This is a genomic window from Ruficoccus sp. ZRK36 (assembly GCF_019603315.1).
GTDB lineage: Bacteria > Verrucomicrobiota > Verrucomicrobiia > Opitutales > Cerasicoccaceae > Ruficoccus.
The window spans coordinates 2340865-2360968 of the sequence record NZ_CP080649.1; the positions used below are offsets into that span (position 1 = coordinate 2340865).

At 61.9% G+C, this 20104-nt stretch carries 15 protein-coding genes; 10 read left to right on the forward strand and 5 right to left on the reverse strand.

Annotation, left to right across the window (positions count from 1 at the left end; all coding sequences use genetic code 11):
• Positions 1-20 precede the first annotated feature (20 nt).
• The 4 genes from ahcY (at position 21) to K0V07_RS10355 (ending at position 5536) form a co-directional block, all read left to right on the forward strand.
• Entirely contained in the window at positions 21-1460 is a 1440-nt protein-coding gene (ahcY, locus tag K0V07_RS10340; protein ID WP_220621312.1) for an adenosylhomocysteinase, read from the forward strand.
• Between the two features lie 248 nt (positions 1461-1708).
• Positions 1709-2662, forward strand: coding sequence for an acetylxylan esterase (locus K0V07_RS10345; RefSeq protein ID WP_220621313.1), 954 nt, complete (start codon positions 1709-1711; stop codon positions 2660-2662).
• Positions 2663-2779: 117 nt separating this feature from the next.
• Positions 2780-3382: a nitroreductase family protein gene (locus K0V07_RS10350; RefSeq protein WP_220624089.1), complete on the forward strand. Its 603-nt coding sequence runs from the start codon at positions 2780-2782 to the stop codon at positions 3380-3382.
• Positions 3383-3538: 156 nt separating this feature from the next.
• Positions 3539-5536 carry a mechanosensitive ion channel family protein gene (locus K0V07_RS10355; protein WP_220621314.1) on the forward strand — a complete coding sequence of 666 codons (1998 nt, stop codon included), beginning with the start codon at positions 3539-3541 and terminating at the stop codon, positions 5534-5536.
• 13 nt (positions 5537-5549) lie between these two features.
• Here the strand turns inward: K0V07_RS10355 and K0V07_RS10360 are convergent, their stop codons facing one another.
• Positions 5550-5933 (reverse strand): hypothetical protein, encoded by a 384-nt coding sequence (locus tag K0V07_RS10360; protein ID WP_220621315.1) that lies wholly within the window; start codon positions 5931-5933, stop codon positions 5550-5552.
• Positions 5934-6032: 99 nt separating this feature from the next.
• Between K0V07_RS10360 and obgE the strand changes: the two genes are divergently transcribed.
• A complete protein-coding gene (obgE, locus tag K0V07_RS10365; protein ID WP_220621316.1) occupies positions 6033-7028 on the forward strand; it encodes a GTPase ObgE in 996 nt (331 codons plus the stop codon).
• 341 nt (positions 7029-7369) lie between these two features.
• Here the strand turns inward: obgE and ilvB are convergent, their stop codons facing one another.
• From ilvB to leuS, 4 genes are all read right to left on the reverse strand, one after another.
• On the reverse strand, positions 7370-9043 hold the full coding sequence (ilvB, locus tag K0V07_RS10370) for an acetolactate synthase large subunit (RefSeq protein ID WP_220621317.1): 1674 nt from the start codon (positions 9041-9043) through the stop codon (positions 7370-7372).
• Positions 9044-9338: 295 nt separating this feature from the next.
• Positions 9339-10196, reverse strand: a complete 858-nt coding sequence (gene lpxI / locus K0V07_RS10375; protein WP_220621318.1) for a UDP-2,3-diacylglucosamine diphosphatase LpxI — start codon at positions 10194-10196, stop codon at positions 9339-9341.
• The gene (locus K0V07_RS10380; RefSeq protein ID WP_220621319.1) at positions 10193-10966 is read right to left on the reverse strand and encodes a hypothetical protein; all 774 of its coding nucleotides are present in this window, start codon (positions 10964-10966) and stop codon (positions 10193-10195) included. Before K0V07_RS10380 ends, lpxI begins: the two co-directional genes overlap by 4 nt.
• Positions 10963-13545 (reverse strand): leucine--tRNA ligase, encoded by a 2583-nt coding sequence (gene leuS / locus K0V07_RS10385; protein WP_220621320.1) that lies wholly within the window; start codon positions 13543-13545, stop codon positions 10963-10965. The genes K0V07_RS10380 and leuS overlap by 4 nt, the downstream gene beginning before the upstream one ends.
• Before the next feature lie 100 nt (positions 13546-13645).
• Between leuS and K0V07_RS10390 the strand changes: the two genes are divergently transcribed.
• The 5 genes from K0V07_RS10390 to K0V07_RS10410 all read left to right on the forward strand — a co-directional run bounded on the left by K0V07_RS10390 (position 13646) and on the right by K0V07_RS10410 (position 19912).
• Positions 13646-15040, forward strand: a complete 1395-nt coding sequence (locus K0V07_RS10390; protein ID WP_220621321.1) for a trypsin-like peptidase domain-containing protein — start codon at positions 13646-13648, stop codon at positions 15038-15040.
• A gap of 207 nt (positions 15041-15247) precedes the next feature.
• Positions 15248-16687: a PDZ domain-containing protein gene (locus K0V07_RS10395; protein ID WP_220621322.1), complete on the forward strand. Its 1440-nt coding sequence runs from the start codon at positions 15248-15250 to the stop codon at positions 16685-16687.
• A 74-nt stretch (positions 16688-16761) separates the two neighbouring features.
• Positions 16762-17352 (forward strand): riboflavin synthase, encoded by a 591-nt coding sequence (locus tag K0V07_RS10400; RefSeq protein ID WP_220621323.1) that lies wholly within the window; start codon positions 16762-16764, stop codon positions 17350-17352.
• Positions 17353-17455: 103 nt separating this feature from the next.
• Positions 17456-18511 carry a uracil-DNA glycosylase family protein gene (locus tag K0V07_RS10405; RefSeq protein ID WP_220621324.1) on the forward strand — a complete coding sequence of 352 codons (1056 nt, stop codon included), beginning with the start codon at positions 17456-17458 and terminating at the stop codon, positions 18509-18511.
• A 114-nt stretch (positions 18512-18625) separates the two neighbouring features.
• The gene (locus K0V07_RS10410; protein WP_220624090.1) at positions 18626-19912 is read left to right on the forward strand and encodes a serine hydrolase domain-containing protein; all 1287 of its coding nucleotides are present in this window, start codon (positions 18626-18628) and stop codon (positions 19910-19912) included.
• The last annotated feature ends 192 nt before the right edge of the window (positions 19913-20104 follow it).

Below are 20104 nucleotides of genomic sequence, written 5' to 3' on the forward strand. Positions count from 1 at the left end.
CGACTTAAACCATTTAATTCATGTCTACCGAAACTCTCACCACCGTTGATTATAAGGTGAAGGATATCTCCCTGGCCGACTTCGGTCGCAAGGAGGTCGAGATCGCCCAGTTTGAAATGCCCGGCCTCGTGGCCACCCGCGAGAAGTACGCCGCCGAAAAGCCGCTGGCAGGCGTCCGCATCATGGGCTCGCTGCACATGACGATCCAGACCGCCGTTCTGATCGAGACCCTGCAGGCTCTCGGTGCTGACGTGCGCTGGTGCTCTTGCAACATCTTCTCCACGCAGGACCACGCCGCCGCCTATGTGGCCAAGAACCTGAACATCCCGGTCTTCGCCTGGAAGGGCGAAACGCTGGAGGAATACTGGTGGTGCACCTATCAGGCGCTGACCTGGCCGGACGGCTCAGGCCCGCAGCTCATCGTCGATGACGGTGGTGACGCCACACTGCTCATCCACAAGGGCTACGAGCTGGAGAATGGCTCCGACTGGGTCGAGGGTGAAGCCTCCAGCCACGAGGAAAAGGTCATCAAGGATCTGCTCAAGAAGGTCAAGGCCGAGGCCCCGACCCGCTGGCACGAAGTGGTCAAGGAGTGGAAGGGCGTTTCCGAGGAAACCACGACTGGTGTGCACCGTCTGTACGAGATGCAGAAGAAGGGCACGCTGCTCGTCCCCGCCATCAACGTTAACGACTCGGTCACCAAGTCCAAGTTTGATAATCTTTACGGCTGCCGTGAGTCCCTCGTGGACGGCATCAAGCGCGCCACCGACGTGATGATCTCCGGTAAGGTCGGGGTCGTCTGCGGCTACGGCGACGTGGGTAAGGGCTGCGCCCAGGCCCTGCGCGCTCAGGGTGCGAATGTGGTTGTCACCGAGGTAGACCCGATCTGCGCCCTGCAGGCTGCCATGGAGGGCTTCCGCGTCCTCACCGTCGAGGACACCCTCGGCTTTGGCGACATCTACGTCACCACCACCGGTAACTGCGACATCATCACGGCCGAGCACATGTCCAAGATGAAGGACCAGGCCATCGTCTGTAACATCGGTCACTTTGACAACGAGATCCAGGTCGACGCCGCTACGAAGCTGCCCGGCGTGGAGATCGAGGAGATTAAGCCCGACAACATGGGCGCGGTGGACAAGTTCACCTTCGCCGACGGACACAGCGTTTACCTGCTGGCCAAGGGCCGCCTGGTCAACCTCGGCTGCGCCACCGGTCACCCGTCCTTCGTCATGTCCAACAGCTTTACCAACCAGGTGCTGGCCCAGGTCGAGCTGTGGAAGAACGTCGGCACCTACAAGCCCGGCGTCTACATCCTGCCGAAGAAGCTGGACGAGGAAGTCGCCCGCCTGCACCTGCAGAAGATCGGCTGCAAGCTGACCAAGCTCTCGCAGAAGCAGGCCGACTACATCGGCGTCGGTGTCGACGGCCCGTACAAGTCCGACCACTACCGCTACTAGGCGAGAAGGACGATTGCTGGTCCAGCCGGACCCCTTCACCCTCGATGCAAAGCATCGTTTCATTTCGAAAGCGCGTTCCATCAGGGGCGCGCTTTTTTCGTGCCCGGTTTCTTTGGGGAGACGAAATGCAGATTTATCGCGGGGTCGGGGAGGGCGTAGGGAAGATTCGCTATTGATGGATGCTCGTTTGGGCCTCACGCTTATCGTTTATGCATGGGCGGTGCGCTGCCGCCCGTCGTACACGTGCTATGAGCATTACCCACGATTTTGATTTCGATCCCACCTATGGCTATACGCTGGAAGCCATGCTAAAGATCCGCGCGCCGGAGCCGCCTCAGGATTTTCTCCCCTTTTGGGAGAAGACCTACGAAGAGGCGCTCGCGCTTCCTCTCAACATGGAGAAGCGCGTTGTCCCCGGCGCCAAGCGTGGCTGGAATCTGTACGAGATCTACTACGACTCCTGGGAGGGCGTACGAATCGGCGGGTGGCTGCTGGAGCCCGCGGAGGGGCCTGTGACGGGAGCTATTGTCATGGGCCATGGATACGGCGGACGCGAGGAGCCCGAGTACGAGTGGCTCATGCCACAGATGGCGGCTATCTTTCCCTGTGCGCGTGGGTTCCACCTCTCCGCCTGCGAGGGCATCCCGAGTGTGGCTGCCGAGCATGTTGTGCATCGGATCGAGAGCCGCGAGGACTACGTGATCCGGGGCTGCGCGGCCGATCTGTGGCTGGCGGCGTCGGCGGTGCTGGAGCTGTATCCGCAGGCTCGTGACAACCTGCTCTATGTGGGCGGGAGCTTCGGCGGAGGTATGGGCGCACTCATGCTCAGCGTGGACAAGCGTTTCCGCCGGGCGTATCTGAATATCCCGACGTTCGGGAATCATCCGTTACGCATTACCCTGCCGTGCGTCGGTAGTGGGGCAGCGGTGCGCAGCTACTATCTGGACGGGCACCCCGAGGTGCTGGATGTACTGGCCTACTATGACTCAGCGGTCGCAGCCGGTTTCATCGAGATTCCGGTATATGTAGCAGCGGCGCTCTTTGACCCTGCCGTGCCGCCTCCCGGCCAGTTCGCTGTTTATAATATGCTCTCCCACCACAAGGAGTTGTTCCTGCGGCAGGCCGACCACTTTGAGCTGGAGGGTAACCAATACGACAATGCCTGCGTGCGGACGCGTGTGCGCCGCTTTTTTATGGACTGAGCACCTGTCTGAGAAATGCCGTCATCGGCTTGCGGTAGGGGATGACTTGGCATAGCATTGTGTTTTACAAACTTTCCAGTCATGAACGACACTTCCGATTATCCCTGTATCAGCTCTATGGATACGTTTACCGCGATTCGTGAACGCCGCTCGGTTAAAAAATATGACCCGGCGCATGTTATGCCGCAGCATGATCTTGATCAGCTGCTGGAGCTCGCCGTGCTCTCGCCGACGTCTTTCAACATCCAGAATTGGCGCTTTGTGGTCGTGCGCGACAAGGCCATCCGCGCAAAGCTGCAGGAAGCCGCCTGGAATCAATCCCAGGTGACGGAAGCCTCCGCACTGATCATGGTCTGCGCTAATCTCAACTCATGGGGCGAAGAGGCGAGCCGCTACTGGGCGACGGCACCGGAGGAAACCCGCTCCATGCTGGTGGGCATGATCCATAAGTTTTACGGGCAGGACCTCCAGCTCCAGCGTGATGAGGCCCTGCGCTCAGCCGGGATGGCTGCGCAGACGATCATGCTCGCCGCCAAGGCCTTGGGCTACGACACCTGCCCGATGATCGGCTTTGATATGAAGCGGGTCTCCGAGCTGATCAAGCTCCCCGAAAACCACATCGTGGGCATGATGATCACCGTCGGTAAAGCCCTTGAGCCCGCACGTCCGCGCGGTGGCCAGCTCCCTCTTGACGAGGTTGTTTTCGAGGACACCTTCTAGCATTTAAGCGGCCCGCAAAGCCGTGATGAAAGCAAGCCTGTGAATGCAGGCTTGCTTTTTTTTGCTTATAAACCCTATTAAGTGAGTAGGTTATACACCTCACTTGGCACGCAGATTGCGTTCAGGATTAGGTTCTCACGATCCCCACCTACTCACATGAAAGCTATTCTAATAAGCCTCTTGCTGTGCTTCGGCATCGCTGGACCCTTACTGTCTCAAGATAATTCCTCCTCCGACACGCCTGATGATATCGGCCATGATGAGCCGCCCGAGCGTAGCGATGCCTATAAGCGCGCTCACATGAATGCGCAGGACTATGTGGACCAGAAGCTCGACGCCCGCAAGCTGCTCGATCACATGTCGAACTTTGCCTCCGACACGCGCAGCCCCCGTGCCACGCTGGAGAGCTTCTTTTACCTGATCGACAGCTACTACACACTGATCAGTGCCGACGGGGTGACGTGGGATAATCAGGATGACCTGGATAATATCGCGCTGGAGCTGGCCGACCTCTTTGACATGGACGATGTCCCCGTCAATTTCCAGGCCGACGCCGCGATCGAGGCTTCCGTCTACCTGGCCGAGTATCTCTCCCGCCGTGAGATGCCCCCGCTCAATGAGATCCCTAATCAGGATGAAATGGCGGCCGCTATGAAAGCGGGGAAACTCCCCGTCTACCGCATACCGGGGACACCGATCGAGATCGCTCGGATCAACCACGGAGATCTGGAGGGACACTACCTGTTTGTGAACACCCTCCTCACGGATGCCAAGAGCCTCTATGATCAGGCGGAGAATTATCCGTATCTCAGCGATCAGTTTCAGGGCTTTTATGAGCTATACTTTCTGACGCCGGGGCCGATGATCCCGGCCAGCTACATCCGTAATCTGCCGCACTGGATGACGATCGACATCTACGAGCAGACTATCTGGCAGTGGACGTTTACTCTGTTCGGCTTTGCGATGCTGATCGGCATCGTCTACCTGCTGGGGCGCCTGATCAAGCGGGTATGCCGGAGCTGGGAGCCGCTGGCGCTAAATACCGCGCATCTGTCTTTGCCGGTGGTTACGATTATCCTGACCAAGGTCTTGATCTACCTGCTCGACGAGCAGATCTACCTGACCGGCGAGGCCTGGAAGTTCATTATCATGCTTTCAGACATCATCGTCCTCATCGCGACGATCATCATCATTATCGTGCTGGGAAGTATCGCAGCCTCCGCAGTTACGAAGTCCAGCCAGTTGCAGTCGCGCCGCATCGACCAGTACCTGATCCGTCTGGGCATACGTATCCTGAGCATTGTTATTGCGATTGGCGTGATGGTGCAGGGCTTGCAGCGACTTGGTTTTTCCGGGGCGACGCTGCTGGCCGGGGCCAGTGTGTCCGGTCTTGCCGTGGCTTTGGCGGCCCAGAGTACGCTGAAAAATATCCTCGGCAGCATCATGATCGTGCTGGATAAGCCCTTCGTCATCGGCAATCGCGTGAAGATCAAGAGCTTCGACGGGGTGGTGGAGGAGATCGGTCTGCGCTCGACGCGCCTGCGCACGCTCGACGGCCATCTTGTATCCATCCCCAACGACGAACTCTCCTGCACGGACATCGAAAACGTCAGCAGCCGCCCGTACATCAAGCGCGTCTTTAATGTCTCCCTGACCTACGGCACGCCACCGGAGAAAATTTACGAGGCGATTGAGATCGTTAACGCCATCCTCGCCCTGCCGGCTGATAAAGCCGCTGAGGCTCCCGGCCGAGCGACACCTGTGCCGACGGACAGCGCGGATACCGAAGAGGCGCAGCCGCTCGACGCGAACACGACTCCTGTGGAAGGCGAGTCACATGCCGATGAGGCTCCAGGCACGCAGCCCAGTAACGAGCCCATCCACAATCCGGACTTTCCGCCACGTGTGTTTTTCAACGAGCTGATGGCGGACTCGCTCAACCTCATCGTCATGTACTGGTACTTCCCGGCGGAGTACTGGGAGTATCTGGAGCATGCCACCTGGGTAAACTCCGAGCTGGTCCGCCGGTTTAATGCAGCGGGCATCGACTTCGCCTTCCCCACGCAGACCGTGATGCTGGAAAACGTCAGCGAGGCTGGGGGCGCTGGAGAAGGCGAGGGGGCGGCACCGCCTGCCCAGCCGGAGACGGTTTAGGAGTGGAGCAGGATCAGGAGTTCTTTTTACGGGCGGATTTCTTCGGGCGCTTTTTCTTCGGTTTGGGGATGACCCCAAAGCGCGGGTCTTCCTCCAGGATACGCTCCACGATACGCCCGGCTATCGTCTCGAAGCGGTCGTCCTCGGCGTGGAGCAGGAGCCACTTCGGGAGGACAGGGTGGTTCGTGAGCATGGGAAATTCTGCCATCACTGCGGCGTGCTGCTCGCGCTCGGCGGGGACGAGAAAGCCGTTCCAGGGGTCTTCGCCCTCGGCCAGCACAGCCACGAGCTTGCCGCGATAGTAGCAGCCCAGGCACCCAAACATATGCCTGCGCTCGTAGCCGGGACGCTCGCTCAGCGGCTCGACCAGGTACTCGTAGGGGTGGCGTTTGGGCATGAGATAAGTCTGTGGCTCGCTTTGACTTGTGGCAAGCCTGTGCGATGGCTGTGCTTTGACCCTTGACCAGCGCGCCTGTTGCGCAGACAAATCTCCGGCATGTTTGTGGATGAAGTGACGATTCGCCTAAAGGCTGGAGACGGTGGCAACGGCTGCATGAGCTTCCGGCGCGTGGCGCATAACCCCAAGGGTGGCCCTGACGGCGGTAACGGTGGTCGCGGCGGCGACGTTATCCTCGTGTGCGATCCGAACACCGCGGACTTCACCGACTACAAGTTCAAGCCCCATGCGACGGCCAAGAACGGCATACCCGGTAAAGGCTCGAATATGGACGGCGCCAACGGCCCGACGCTCAAGCTGAAGATGCCTCCCGGCACCGTGGTCATCGATACCGAGACCGGTAACACCGTGCTCGAACTGGTCGAGTACGGCCAGGAGGTCGTCCTGCTCAAGGGCGGCAAGGGTGGCATGGGGAACACGACCTTTAAGTCATCCGTCAATCAGGCTCCCCGTAAGTACACCCCCGGCCAGCCGGGAGAGGAGGGTACCTATAAGCTCATTCTGAAGTCCATCGCGGACGTCGGTCTGGTCGGCTTCCCGAATGCGGGCAAGTCCAGCCTCATCGGCCTGCTCACCGGGGCCGAGCCGAAGACCGGCAGCTATCCCTTTACGACGCTTCAGCCGACGGTCGGCGTGGTCGAGTATCCCGAGACCTACGAGCGCCTGACCATGGCCGACATCCCCGGACTGATCGAGGGCGCACACGAGAACCGTGGCCTCGGGCACCGTTTCCTGCGCCACATCGAGCGTTGCAGCCTGCTCCTCATCCTCATCGACATGGCCGGGACGGATGGCCGCAAGCCCGTTGACGACTACAAGCAGCTGGTCGAGGAGCTGCGCCTCTACGATGAGGCCATGCTCGAAAAACCGATTGTGGTCGTGGCGAACAAGATGGACGAGCCCGACTCCCCGAAGAACCTCACCGCCTTCAAGCGCAAGGTCCGCCAGCCCGTGCACAAGCTCTCCTGCCTGAGCGAGGAGGGCCTGCCCGAACTAAAGGAGCTCCTGCGCGAACGTATCCTGCTGGAGAAGTAGGCTTGTTTTGCGGGGCTGCGCGCCCCGCCCCTGCGGCAGGCAGAGCCTGCACTTTCGATGCTACGCATCGTGTCAGCGTTTGTTGAAAGCAGATACTCTGCTTTCAACAAACGCTGAGGCACGGCATCAAAACTGGGTCGGCGTATTGATAGTTCTCCATTCGTTAATGCACAAATCTGGAGCCTGGTGCTTTTTCTTGGTGGTGAGACCGTGTCAGGTGCGACCTCAATGTCGGTCCAGCGTTTGGGCAAAGCCCGGACGCTGGACCGAAAGTGCAGGCTTGCCTGCCGCGGGGAGTGGGGGCGCGTAGCCCCCACAAACGATTCTCCGCATCATCCTCCTCACGCACGGCGGGTGCGGATCATCTCGCGGTTGGCACCACCGGGAGGGACCATCGGCAGCACCTGTTGCTCGACGCAGGTGGGTGCGTTGATGAGGACCGGCCCGGGACGTGCAAAGGCATCGGCCAGTGCGGCGTCGATGTCCGGCTCGTTGGCCAGGTCAACCGCATCCATGCCCATGGCGCGTGCCATCATGGCGAAGTCCGGACCGCGCTCGAACTTCGAGGCGATCAGGCGCTTGCCGAAGAACAGTGTCTGCTGCTGGTGGACGAGCCCCAGTGACTGGTTGTTCATGATGATGATCTTCAGGTTCGCGCCAGCCTCGGCGGCGGTGACCATCTCCTGATTATTCATCAGAAAACTGCCGTCGCCGCTGATGCAGACCACGGGGCACTCCGGCTCGGACAGGGCCGCGCCCAAGGCTGCGGGCAACCCGAATCCCATCGTGCCCAGTCCGCCACTGGTCAGCCACTGGCGGGGTCGGCAGAAGGGGAAGCTCTGGGCGGTCCACATCTGGTGCTGGCCGACGTCGGTGGCGACGATGGCGTCGCGCCCGGCATGGCGGGCGATAGCCTGGATCAGCCCATAGTGGGTGGACGGGTCGTCCGCGCCGGGCATCTCCATCGGGTGCTCGGCCTTCAGGGTGGCGATGCGGGTGTTCCAGTCCGCGCGTTGGCGGGCAGGTATTGTTTTCAGCAACTGCTCCAGAAATCGGCCCACGTCGCTGCGGACCGACAGGGTGGGCTGGCGGATTTTACCCAGCTCGGATGTGTCGATATCAACGTGGATGACGCTCGCTCCGGGGCAGAACTCCGCGACCTTGCCGGTCGCGCGGTCGTCGAAGCGCGCGCCCAGCGCGATCAGCAGGTCGCACTCCTCCAGAGCGAGGTTCGTGTACGGGGCGGCGTGCATGCCCAGCATCCCCAGTGACTGCGGGTGATCGGTGGGCAGGGCCCCCAGTGCCATCAGGGTGCTGACAGCGGGCAGATGCGAACGCTCCGCCAGCTCGCGGGCCAGCTCTCTGGACTCACTGTGAATGATGCCTCCGCCCAGATAGAGGATGGGGCGCTCGGCGGCCTCGATCATAGCTATGGCCTCGGTGATCGCATCGTTGTCGGGCTCGATAGGGGCGTCGGCGATGCCGGGCTCGGGCCACTCCTCGAACTCGATCGTGGCCTGCTGGACGTCCTTGGGGATGTCGATCCAGACCGGGCCGGGGCGGCCGCTGGCGGCGATGCGGAAGGCCTCCGGGATGACGTGCAGCAGCTCCTCTGTCGATTGGACCAGGACGTTGTGCTTGGTCACGGGCAGGCTCATCCCGAAGACATCGACCTCCTGAAAGGCGTCGGTGCCGATGAGCGGGCTGGCAACCTGACCGGTGATGCAGACCACGGGGATCGAGTCCAGCTTGGCGTCCGCGATGGCGGTGAGGATGTTTGTCGCGCCCGGGCCGCTGGTGGCGAAGCACACGGCGGGGCGCCCGGTGGTGCGGGCCAGGCCCTGCGCGATGAAGCCCGCCCCCTGCTCATGACGGGAGAGGACGTGGCGGATCACCGGCCGGCGGGCCAGCGCGTCGTACAGGGGCAGGTTAGCCCCTCCGGGGATACCCGCGATGGTGCGGATCCCCTGGCGTTCCAGCAGGCGGATGACGAGGTCGGCTCCGGTCATTTTCATAATAGCTTCTGTCGGTGGTTTTTTGTTTTTCCCCCGGAAGCGTTCGACGCGGATTTTTTAAATGAAAAACCCCTGTCGAACGCATTCGGCAGGGGTTTCAGTAAAGTCTCTAAAGTTCTTTGCTAGGCCCGTGCGGATGCGGTCGAGGTCACGAGGACTACGACTACGCTTACGAGCACGATTACGCTGTTGAACTTCATTGTTGCGGCTTTTGAACACCCGCAGTGCCCATTTGTCAAAGCGAAAAATGCAGGCAAAGGGGGTGATGCTGACGGCCGGGCGAGTGAACGCCCGGCTATGCGGTGTAGCCAGTGAGCTGGATCTTTAGCTCGCGGGCACGGGCGAGGACATCGGGTTTATCGAGGAGGATCGTGTTGGCGGCCTCGACGGCGACGTGGCGGATGTTGGCCACGCGCAGGCTCTCCAGCGTCTTCAGGCCGAAGACCGGCACGTCGAAGCGGTAGTCCTGACCGGGCTTGACGGTTTTGACAAAAAGCGGATCGCGCGCCTCGAACTGACCGGCCCGGCGCAGCATCTGGTCCGTGCCCTCAAAGCCCTCCACCGCCAGCACGGTACCACGGCTGACGACGACCCCCTGGCCGATGTCCAGCCGGGCGACCTCTTTCGCGATACGGATGCCGTGCTCAAGCGTGCGCGGGTCGATCTTGTCGCGCCCGCCGGTCATCACGCCGGTATCGGCGAGCTGGTCCTCCAGAAAGGCGCGGGCGTCGAGCTGGCAGACGCCGATTTTTTCAATCTCGGCTGCGAGGGCTCCAAAGATCGACTCGGCGTTGCGCTCCTTGAGAGAGGCGAGGATGGCCACGGCCTTCAGGTCTGGGTGCAGCCCCTTGAAGAGGCGGCGCGGGGTGATCTGCCCGGCCATGATGGCGTAGCCGGCGCCGAACTTTTTCAGGGCCTTGAGCATGTGGCCGACCTGACCGACCTTGATCAGGGCGCGCTCGGACTCGGGAAAGTCTTCGTAGAAGTCGGTCGAGGTTTCGCCATGAAAGGCGACCAGCCGCACCGGTACACCGGCGGCGCGTGCTTTCTCGGCCAGCAGGATCGGGTAGCGCCCCTTACCGGCGACAATAGCCAGCGGCCGGGTCGGGTCGAAGCCAGACGGCAGGAAAGGGCTCTGTGCGGTGGCGCTCAATTGCGGATGAGGAAATCGTTTTTGGCGGCAGTCTGAGAGGAAATCTTGACGATGCGCATCTGGGCCTGCCAGCTGTCTCCCTCCGGCAGGAAGAATACGAGCTGGTAGTTGTTTTTCGCTACGTCAGTGATGGCACGCGTTTTTTCCTCATCGGTCAGGCTAAGGGTGCGAATCCTTTCACTCTGCGTTCCGAGGTTGATGCGACTCAGGTCAAGCGCCTGCCTACTCTGCAGGATGATGCTGCGCCCGGCGGAGCGGTTCATGCGCAGGTTACCGTCGAGCAGGATGAGCTCGGGGGGAGCACTGTCTAGGGAGACGGTCATCGCGCTGGTGCGCCCGGTCAGTGTGCACTGCGGCAGCTCCAGCGTGAGCGAGGAGGTGGCGCGGGGAGTGACCTGTGCCAGGGCGAAGCCGCCGCGCTCAAGCTTGATCACGAGCTGACTGCGGCCCTGCTCGATGTTGTCGGTGCTCTGGGCGGACCCATCGGAGGGAGCCTGTTTGAACTCCTTCACCACGAGGGTGGTGTCCGGGCTCAGGACGAGTGCCATGCGATTGGAGAAAACGAGGCAGGAGAGCCCGCTGGAGCCGCTGACGATGGTTTTACCCTCGGGGGTAAACGACTCGTGCTTGGCCAGTGAACGTCCGTCGGCGGTCAGGTTCCCGGAGAGGCCCTTGACGAAGCAAATACCTGTGCGCATATCGTCGGCCCGTAGCCCTACGCAAAATGCGAAGATCCCGAGCAGGCAGCAGATGCGGGCGAGGCGGCTCATTTCACAACCAGATTGACGATTTTACCCGGTACGTAAATCTCTTTCACCACGGACTTGCCCTCCATCTGGGCGGCAACGCGCTCCAGACCCTTGGCCTGTGCGAGGATGTCGTCCTTGGCGGTGTCCTTGGGGACGTTCAGCTCGCCGCGCAGCTTGCCGTTGACCTGTACGATGATCTTCACCGTGTCGTCCACGAGCAGCGACTCGTCGCAGACGGGCCACGGCGCGGAGGAGACGCTCCCTGCCTCGCCGCCGAGGCGCTCCCAGAGCTCCTCGCAGATGTGCGGGGCCAGCGGAGCGAGCAGCTGGACAAAGGTCTTGGCGGTCTCGCGGTTCATGCGCCCGGCCTTCGAGATGGCGTTGAGGCAGATCATGAGCTGCGAGATGGCGGTGTTAAAGCTCAGCGCGGTGTAGTCGGCGGTGACCTTCTTGATCGTCTCGTGCAGGACGCGCAGGGTCTCGGGGGACTCGGGCGCATCGTCCACGCGCTCGGCGACAGAGCCGTCCTCGGCGAGGACTTCGCGCCAGAGCTTACGCAGGAATCGGATCATGCCCTCGATGCCCTTGGTGTTCCAGGGCTTCTTCGCCTCCAGCGGTCCTAGGAACATCAGGTACAGGCGCAGGGTGTCCGCGCCGTACTCGCCGATGATGTCGTCCGGGTTGACCACGTTGCCGCGGCTCTTGGACATCTTTTCGCCGTCTTCGCCCAGGATGATGCCCTGGTGGAAAAGCTCGGTGAAGGGCTCGGGCGTCTTCAGAACGCCCTCGTCATAGAGGAAGCGGTGCCAGAAGCGCGCGTAGAGCAGGTGGAGCACAGCGTGCTCCGCGCCGCCGACGTAGAGGTCCGGCATGCCCCAGTAGCTTTCCAGCTTCGGGTCGATGGGGGCCTCGGCGTTCTTCGGGTCGATGTAGCGCAGGTAGTACCAGCACGAGCCCGCCCACTGCGGCATGGTGTTGGTCTCGCGCAGACCCTCGATGAGGCCGGATGTATCGGAAATCTCACTACGCTGCTTGATCTCGCCCGTCGCCGGGTCGAGAGCGACCTCCAGCCATTCGGGGATGTTGGCCAGCGGGCTCTGCCCATCGGGTGAGGGCTGGTAGCTCTCGGTCTCGGGCAGCGTGAGGGGGAGGGCGGTCTCGGGCAGCGGCACGGCGAACCATTGCCGCCCCTCCATCGTGCAGGTGACGGGCTCAGCGGGCAGCACGTCCTTGAAGGCGGCTCCGGCCTTGACTGTGGCGTAGTCCTCTTCAGAGACCCAGACGATGGGGAAGGGCTCGCCCCAGTAGCGCTGGCGCGAGAACAGCCAGTCGCGCAGCTTGAAGTTGACCGTGGCCTTGCCGCGGTTGTCGGCGGCGAGTTTGGCGATGATGGCCTTTTTACCTTCGTCGGAGGGCGTGCCGTCGAACTCGCCGGAGTTCATCATCTTGCCGGAGGCGACAAAGGGCAGCTCGGCGTCAGCGTCGCCGCTATCAATGACCTGAATGATCTCCAACCCGAACTCCTTCGCAAAGGCGTAGTCGCGCTCGTCGTGAGCGGGGACGGCCATGATCGCGCCGGTGCCGTAGCTCATGAGCACGTAGTCGGCGACCCAGACGGGGATCTTTGCGCCGTTGACCGGGTTGATGGCGTAGGCGCCGGTGAAGACGCCGGTCTTTTCCTTGGAGAGCTCGGCGCGCTCCAAGTCGGACTTGTTGGCGGCCTTCTGGATGTAGGCGGCGACGGCCTCGCGTTTGTCGTCGGCGGTGATCTTGGCCACGAGCGGGTGCTCGGGGGCGACGACCATATAGGTCGCTCCGAAAAGGGTGTCCGGGCGGGTGGTGAAGACGGTCAGCTTGTCGTCAAAGCCGTCCAGCCCGAAGACGACCTCGGCGCCCTCGCTGCGGCCGATCCAGTTCGCCTGAAGGCGCTTGGTGGAGTCGGGCCAGTTGACGTCCTTAAGGCCGTCGAGGAGCTTGTCGGCGTAGGCGGTGATGCGCAGGACCCACTGGCGCAGGGGGCGGCGCTCGACCGGGAAGTCCCCACGCTCGCTGCGCGGACCCTCGGGGGTGTTGAGCACTTCCTCGTTGGCGAGCACGGTGCCCAGATCCGGGCAGAACCAGACGGGCTTCTCGTCCACGTAGGCGAGGCCCTTCTTAAAGAGTTTGAGGAATATCCACTGCGTCCAGCGGAAGTAGTGCGGGTCAGTGGTGTTGACCTCGCGGTCCCAGTCGTAGGTCAGGCCGATGGCGCGCAGCTGCTCCTTGAAGCGGGCGATGTTGCGCTTGGTGACGACGGCGGGCTGCTCGCCGGTCTTGATCGCGTACTGCTCGGTGGGCAGGCCAAAGGCGTCCCAGCCCATGGGGTGGAGGACGTTGTGGCCCTGCGCCTTCTTAAAGCGCTTGAGGGCGTCGGTGGCGGTGTAGCCCTCGGGGTGGCCGATGTGGAGGCCCGCGCCGGAGGGGTACGGGAACATGTCCAGGACGTACCAGGTGGGCTTGTCCTCGAAGTCCTTCGCGTAAAAAGTTTTGTTGTCCGCCCAGAAGTCCTGCCAGTGGCCCTCAATCTGGGTAAAGTCGTAGCTGTCGCAACGTGTCGCCATGTCTTTTGAAAACGGCAAGAAATAGCGGCTTTCGGGCCTGGGGGTCAAGCCCATGTCGGTTTGGCCGTGACAGAGCGGGTAAATCGGATAGGGGTAGGGCATGCGACCGCGCGCCCCCGTCCTTTTCTCTCTGTTGATCCTGTGCCTGTGCACGCAGATGCTGTCCGCCGTTGGCCCGCGCTTTGCCACGACACGGACTTCGCGGGGAGTTTCCGAGTCGGTGGACGATATCGAGCCGGGTTTTCAGCGTCTGTTGGACGCGGTGGTGCGGCTGGATGTGTGGGAGACGACCTTTGACCAGGGGGCCAAGCGCACCCGGCACGGTGTCGGCTCAGGCGTTATCATGACCCCTGAGGGGCACATCCTGACCAACGCTCACGTCGTCAACCCCTACGCCGAGCGCATCATGATCACGCTCAACAACCTCGAGCGCGTCGATGCCGAGCTGATCGGCTGGGACCACTGGACCGACCTGGCGGTGGTCAAGATCAAGCCGGAGCTGCTCAAGTCGCGCGGCCTGTCCTTTGACTACGCCGAGTTTGGCGACTCGGATGATCTGGTGCCGGGGCAGACCGTTTACGCCGTCGGCACGCCCAACGGCCTCTCCCGTACCGTGACGCGCGGAATTATCTCGAATACCGACCGCTACTTCGAGGGCTCGACCGTGGGCCGTGGCTACGAGACCGGACACTTTAACACCTGGCTCCAGACCGATGCCGCCATCAACCCCGGTAACAGTGGGGGGCCGCTTGTCCTGCCGAACGGGCACGTGGTCGGCATCAATACCCGCGGCTACCTGGGCGCTGAGAATCTGGGCTTCGCGGTGCCCTCGGACATCGCACGCAGTGTGCTGGACGGCCTGATCCAGGACGGCTCTATCACCCGCAGCTACATCGGCCTGCGTCCCGGCCCCATGCAGGACCTGGAGAACTTTTATGAGATCGAGAGTAACCGCGGCATGCTCGTGCAGAGTGTGGACCCCGGCTCCCCCGTGGCTCGTAGCGGCTTGCGGCCCGGTGACATCGTCCTGCAGATCGACGGGCAGAATGTGGACGGGCGCTTCCCCGAGCAACTCCCGCCGATCCAGAACTTTATCGCCAGCCGCGCACCCGGTGAAACCGTCGAGCTAAAGGTGCGGCGCGGCTTCCAGACGATCACGATGCCCGTCACGACTGAGCCGCTGGAGAGCCGTATCGGTGAGGAAACAGCGCTGGAAGGCTGGGGCCTGGGGGTGCAGAAAATCAGCCGCACGATTGCCCGCGAGGAGAATCTCGACACGACTGACAGCTTTCTGGTGGTGGGCGCGCAGCCGGCGTTTCCGGCCTTCGAGGCAGGTATTCGCCCCGGCGACGTCATTACCAAGGTCAACCGCCAGACGCTGCACTCCCTCGCCGAGCTGGAGGCCATCTACAAGGCCTACGAAGCCGACCCGCAGAAAACCCTCATGGAGATCGACCGTAACCACCAGGTTCGCTTCATGGTGCTGAAACCCTGAGGCAGGCAGGACAGAGTCCTGCACCTGTGATCCTTCGGATCACTAATGCCGCCGCTAACGCGACGGCATGGGCAACGAAGCATGCCGCCTGCTCAAACGAATTTCGTACGTTTGCGGAGGTACTCCCCCGTATGTCCTGCACCTGTGGCACCGGCATTATCTTTAAGCATTGAACCCGGCGGGTGGGGCGGCTTGACTGTGGGGCCTATGTCCCACACCAAGCGCAAGTCTCTCCTCTGTCTGTCTATCCTGTTCATGCTGTTGCCTGTTGCCCGTGTCGTGGCGCAGGAGGCTCCGTCCCCGGCGGTGACGGCCCCGGAGGTCTTGCCGGAGAACTTCGAGTCTCAGTTTGACGAGCGGATCAAGAGCGTGGTGGCAGTGGAGCTGTTTGTGCAGAACGAGATCGACCGCGATCCGGTGGGGGCGATCGGGGTGGTCTTCGATGCTGAGGGGCGGATCATCCTGATGGACAACACGATCCCCTCGTGGCTGCCGCCGGAGCGCTTCAAGGACATCCGTGTGCGCCCGCTCGGGCAGGATGTGGAGGGCTTCAAGGGGCGCTACCTGGGGCAGGATTATTTGTCCGGTAACCACTTTATCCAGCTTGAGGAGGGGCGGGACCAGTTCACGCCGATCACGGAGTGGGGCAAGGCCGACCCCAAGACCGGGCAGTTCCTGTGGGGGATCGGGGTCATGAGCAAGCCGTGGCACTTCATGCCGTACTTTTTATGTAGCCGCCTCTCGGCGGTGGAGAAGCTCCCGTGGGAAATGGGCTTCGGCGTCCGCGCCATGACGACGCCCGGCGCGCCGGTGTTTGACGCTCAGGGCCGCTTCGCTGGTTGGGGCGCTCGCCCCAGCACGGAGGAAAAACTGCTCATCCTCGATGGCTCGACCCAGCGTCCGGTTGGGTTGCAGGACCTGCGCGAGAGTAATGCGTATCTCTCGGTGGAGCGTTTCTATGAGTTTATCCAGCGTGTTCCCTCAAGCCCGATGGGTGATCCGCGCCCGTGGCTGGGAGCTACCGGGATGCAGCCGCTTTCGCGCGAGGTCGCGCAGTTCCTCGGGCTGGAGGGGCAGGGCGCTGTGGTCCTGAGCGATATCATCGAGGCCAGCCCGGCGGACAAGGCCGGACTCGAGAGCAAGGACGTGATCGTGAAGATCGACGGTGAGCCGCTGCCGAAGCTCCGCCCCGATGTCATCATGCCGCGCTATGTCGATACCGAGCTGATGCGCCGCCAGATCGGCGACAAGGTCACGCTGACCGTTATCCGTGGTGATGAGGAAAAGGATATCGAGGTCGAGATGGGTAAGCAGCCCAAAGTCCTCAAAGAGGCCGAGCGCGAGTACTACGCGGACCTCGGGCTGGGCATCCGCGAGTTTCTGCTTTTGGACGGTGTCGCCCGGCGTGAACTGCGCACGGGCGTCGGTGGCGTGGTGGCGGACTTTATCAAGCCCAACAGCAAGGCCAGCTCCGCCGGGGTACAGCCGGGAGACTGGATCAAGGAGATCGACGGCACCGAGATCAACAGCTTCGCCCAGGCCAAGCAGGTCCTCTCCAATATCGAAAGCGATAATGGCCGCAGTGAGGCCGTCTTTCTGGTGGAGCGCAACAACGAGACAAAAGTCCTGCGTCTCAAGCTAAACTAGCCCGACCTTTCTGCCGCGAACTGATACCTGAATAACGGGCAACGGAATCATTTTAACCGAATAACCGAATATCCATGTTTACGGGAATAGTAGAAGAAACCGGTGAGGTCATTTCCTTCACCGAGGGTAAAGAATCCTGGCGTCTGGTCATCCGCGCCAAGCTGGTGCTGGACGACCTCAAGATCGGGGACAGCCTGGCCTGCAACGGCTGCTGCCTGACCATCGTGGAAATCGATGGCGACACGCTGCGCTTTGACCTGCTCGGTCAGACCGTGCGCCTGACGTCCTTTGCGGACCTCGGCCCCGGCTCCCTGATCAACCTTGAGCGCAGTCTCGCCGCCAACGCCCGCCTCGGCGGCCACTTTGTGCAGGGGCATATCGACGAGACCGGCACCATCACCGTGCTCGAAGAGCGCGGCAAGGACATCTACATCCGTGTCAAAATCCCCGAAGGCACCGGCAAGTATCTCGCTCCCAAGGGCAGCATCTCCATTGACGGGATCTCGCTCACCGTGGCCGAGCTGCACGATGACGGCTTTGCGGTGTGGATCATCCCGCACACCCGCGAGGTGACCAATCTCCAGCAGAAAAACGCCGGGGACCGCGTGAATCTTGAATTTGACATGCTGGCCAAGTATCTGGAGCGCCTGCTGAACAAGGAGTAGGCGCGGCTGTTCCCTGTGAGCCTGCGTGGTGAGCCGTCCCTGGGCCGAAAGCGAGTTTTGGCTTTTGAAACGGGGCGGCTTGCGCTAAACCTTTCCTCAACCTATGCGCACCGAACTGCTGGCCGTCGTCGATGAACTCAAGCGCCTCCGCGAGGAGGGCTTGAGCAGTGTGCCCGTCAGTGAGGAGGCGCTTGCTTCGCTGCGCTCTGCCGTGGCTGAGCGTCAGGCCGAGGCAGGGCCTGCTCAGGCTCCCGCTTCGCGTGGCGCTGCCAGCGGGGCAGGGGAGGATGCCTTTTCGGGGGGGACTACGGTCTCGACTCCGGCTCAGGCCCCCAACGACCGCCGCCCGTACTCCGAGCCGGTGCGAGACTCTGGCGAGCGTGCCACCGGGATCGTGCTGCCCGGCTCCGAGCCTCCGGCCGAGAAAAAACAAGCCGCTCCGGCTAAACCGGCGGCTCCCGCCCGTGCGGCCTCGGCTCCCGGCCTGCCGGACTTTGTGAAGCCTATTCCCGCCCCCGAGCCGTTTACGCTCCCGGATGGGGATAAACAGGCCCGCTGGGACTGGCTCAAGGACAAGGTCATGAGCGATCCGGTCTGCAATGAGCACGTCAAGCCGGGGAAAAAGCTCGTGCTCGGCGTCGGCAGTCTGGATGCGGAAATCTTTTTCTGTGGGGAAGCCCCCGGCGCGGACGAGGAGGTCCAGGGCGAACCTTTCGTCGGCAAGGCCGGTGAGCTGCTGACCAAGATCATCGGTGCGATGGGCCTCAAGCGTGAGCAGGTCTACATCGGCAACATCATGAACTGGCGGCCTGAGCACGATAAGCCCTACGGTAACCGCAAGCCGGTCGAGGTCGAGATGGCCTACTGCCTGCCTCACCTCAAGGCGCAGATCGAGATCGTGCAGCCGAAGGTGATCGTCGCCCTCGGATCGACTGCGGTGGACGGGCTGTTCGGCTTTGGCGCGGGCAAGGGGATGCGCCGCATCCGCGGCCAGTGGTGCGAGTTTGAGAGCATCCCGACCATCATTACCTTCCACCCCTCCTACCTGCTCCATCAGGGTACGATGAGGGTCAAGCGCGAGGTCTGGGAGGACATGCTCGCCGTGATGGAAAAGACCGGCCTGCCCATCTCTGACAAACAGCGCGGCTACTTTACCTGAGCGTGAGCGCCATGTGCCCTGCCGTGTATGAGGCCAAGTCCGGGGTATAAATAAGGTTTTATAAAGCGTCCGGGCTGCTTGCCATTGCGGGTTTTTTCGTCTCTTTGCGAGAACATGCTATCATTTTTGCGCACGCAGCGGCGGCCCCGTCTTGTTTCGGGCCTGCTCCTGCTTTCCCCGTTTCTGGCCAATCCACTCTCAGCCTCGGAGTCGAGCGACATCCAGTCGATCATCGACACGTATTATTACGGGACCTATGCGGGGCAGATTCCCGGCATGAACGTCGGCGTGTGGGATAATGGCGCATCCGTCTACGCGAACAGCTACGGCTACGGCGACCTGGATCTGGGCGCGTCGGGGACGATCGGCCCGAACCCGGTGCCCATGAAGTACACCGACCAGATGCGGATCGCCAGCCTGACCAAGACCTTTACCGTGACGCGCATCCTCCAGCTCGCCGCCGATGGCTTGATCAGCCTCGACGACCCGATCACCGCGTTTGACGGGGTGGGGGGCATTTCGCTGGCTAACCTCAACTACGATACCAGCGCGTTTGGCGATATGAGCCAGATCACGGTCCGGGACCTGGCGCGCATGACCAGCAGCCTGGCCGACTACTCGAACTCGCCGGGGATGATCGCTGGCCTGCAGGAGAGCCTGACCACCGTCTACACCGAGTCGGAGCTGCTGGACTTCGCGCGCGGCCTGCCTGCGACACCGTCCACCTGGACCTACTCCAACACCAACACACTCCTGCTGGGCATGATCGTCGAGGCGGTGACGGGTAACACCCTCGGCGAGGAGTTGCAGAGCCACGTCATCGAGCCTGCCGGCCTGTCCTCAAACACTTACTACCCGACGGATATTTCTTTCACCGGCGACCACGCGAATGGTTACGCCGCCGATGGTGAGGAAATGTTTGAGGATGTAACCGATACCAGCCCGTCCATTGCTGCCGGGGCCGGGGCGATGATCTCGACTTTTGAGGATATGCAGATCTGGGCCGAGGTCTTGGCTACCGGCGTATTACCGGATGGGACCTCGCTCTACGGCGAGGGTAACGAGTACATGCAGGCCCTGCGGCTGGAGATGGTCGCCGCCGACGGTTCCGGGCCCGAGTACGATTTCTACGGGCTGGGTATCGGTGAGATCGAGGAATGGCTCGGCCACAGTGGTGAGTTTCTCGGCTACCAGCACATCATCATGGTCGACCCCGAGACGGGCCGCATGGTCGTTATCATGATCAACACTGCGGATCTCGAAGAGGGCGCGCACCTACCGACCGATTTGTTCAGAGACATCGCGCAGTACTACGCGAATGTCCCCGAGCCCTCCACCTGGGCCCTGATCGCGGCCACCGGTGTGGCGGTGGTTCTGCTCAAACGCCGCCGGAGGCGTTAGCTGGTTGGCGATCGCCTGTTTGATGTCAGAATTGACTTATTTGTATTATTAATTCATGCCATTCTTATGAACAGACGATATATCGCTATATTGGCTATAGGGATTGTGGGGGCGATGGTTGGAGTATCTTATGCGGTCAGTTCATCAGGGACTGCTGCCTCGGAGCCCGCCCCGATGGCTGCTTGTAATCCG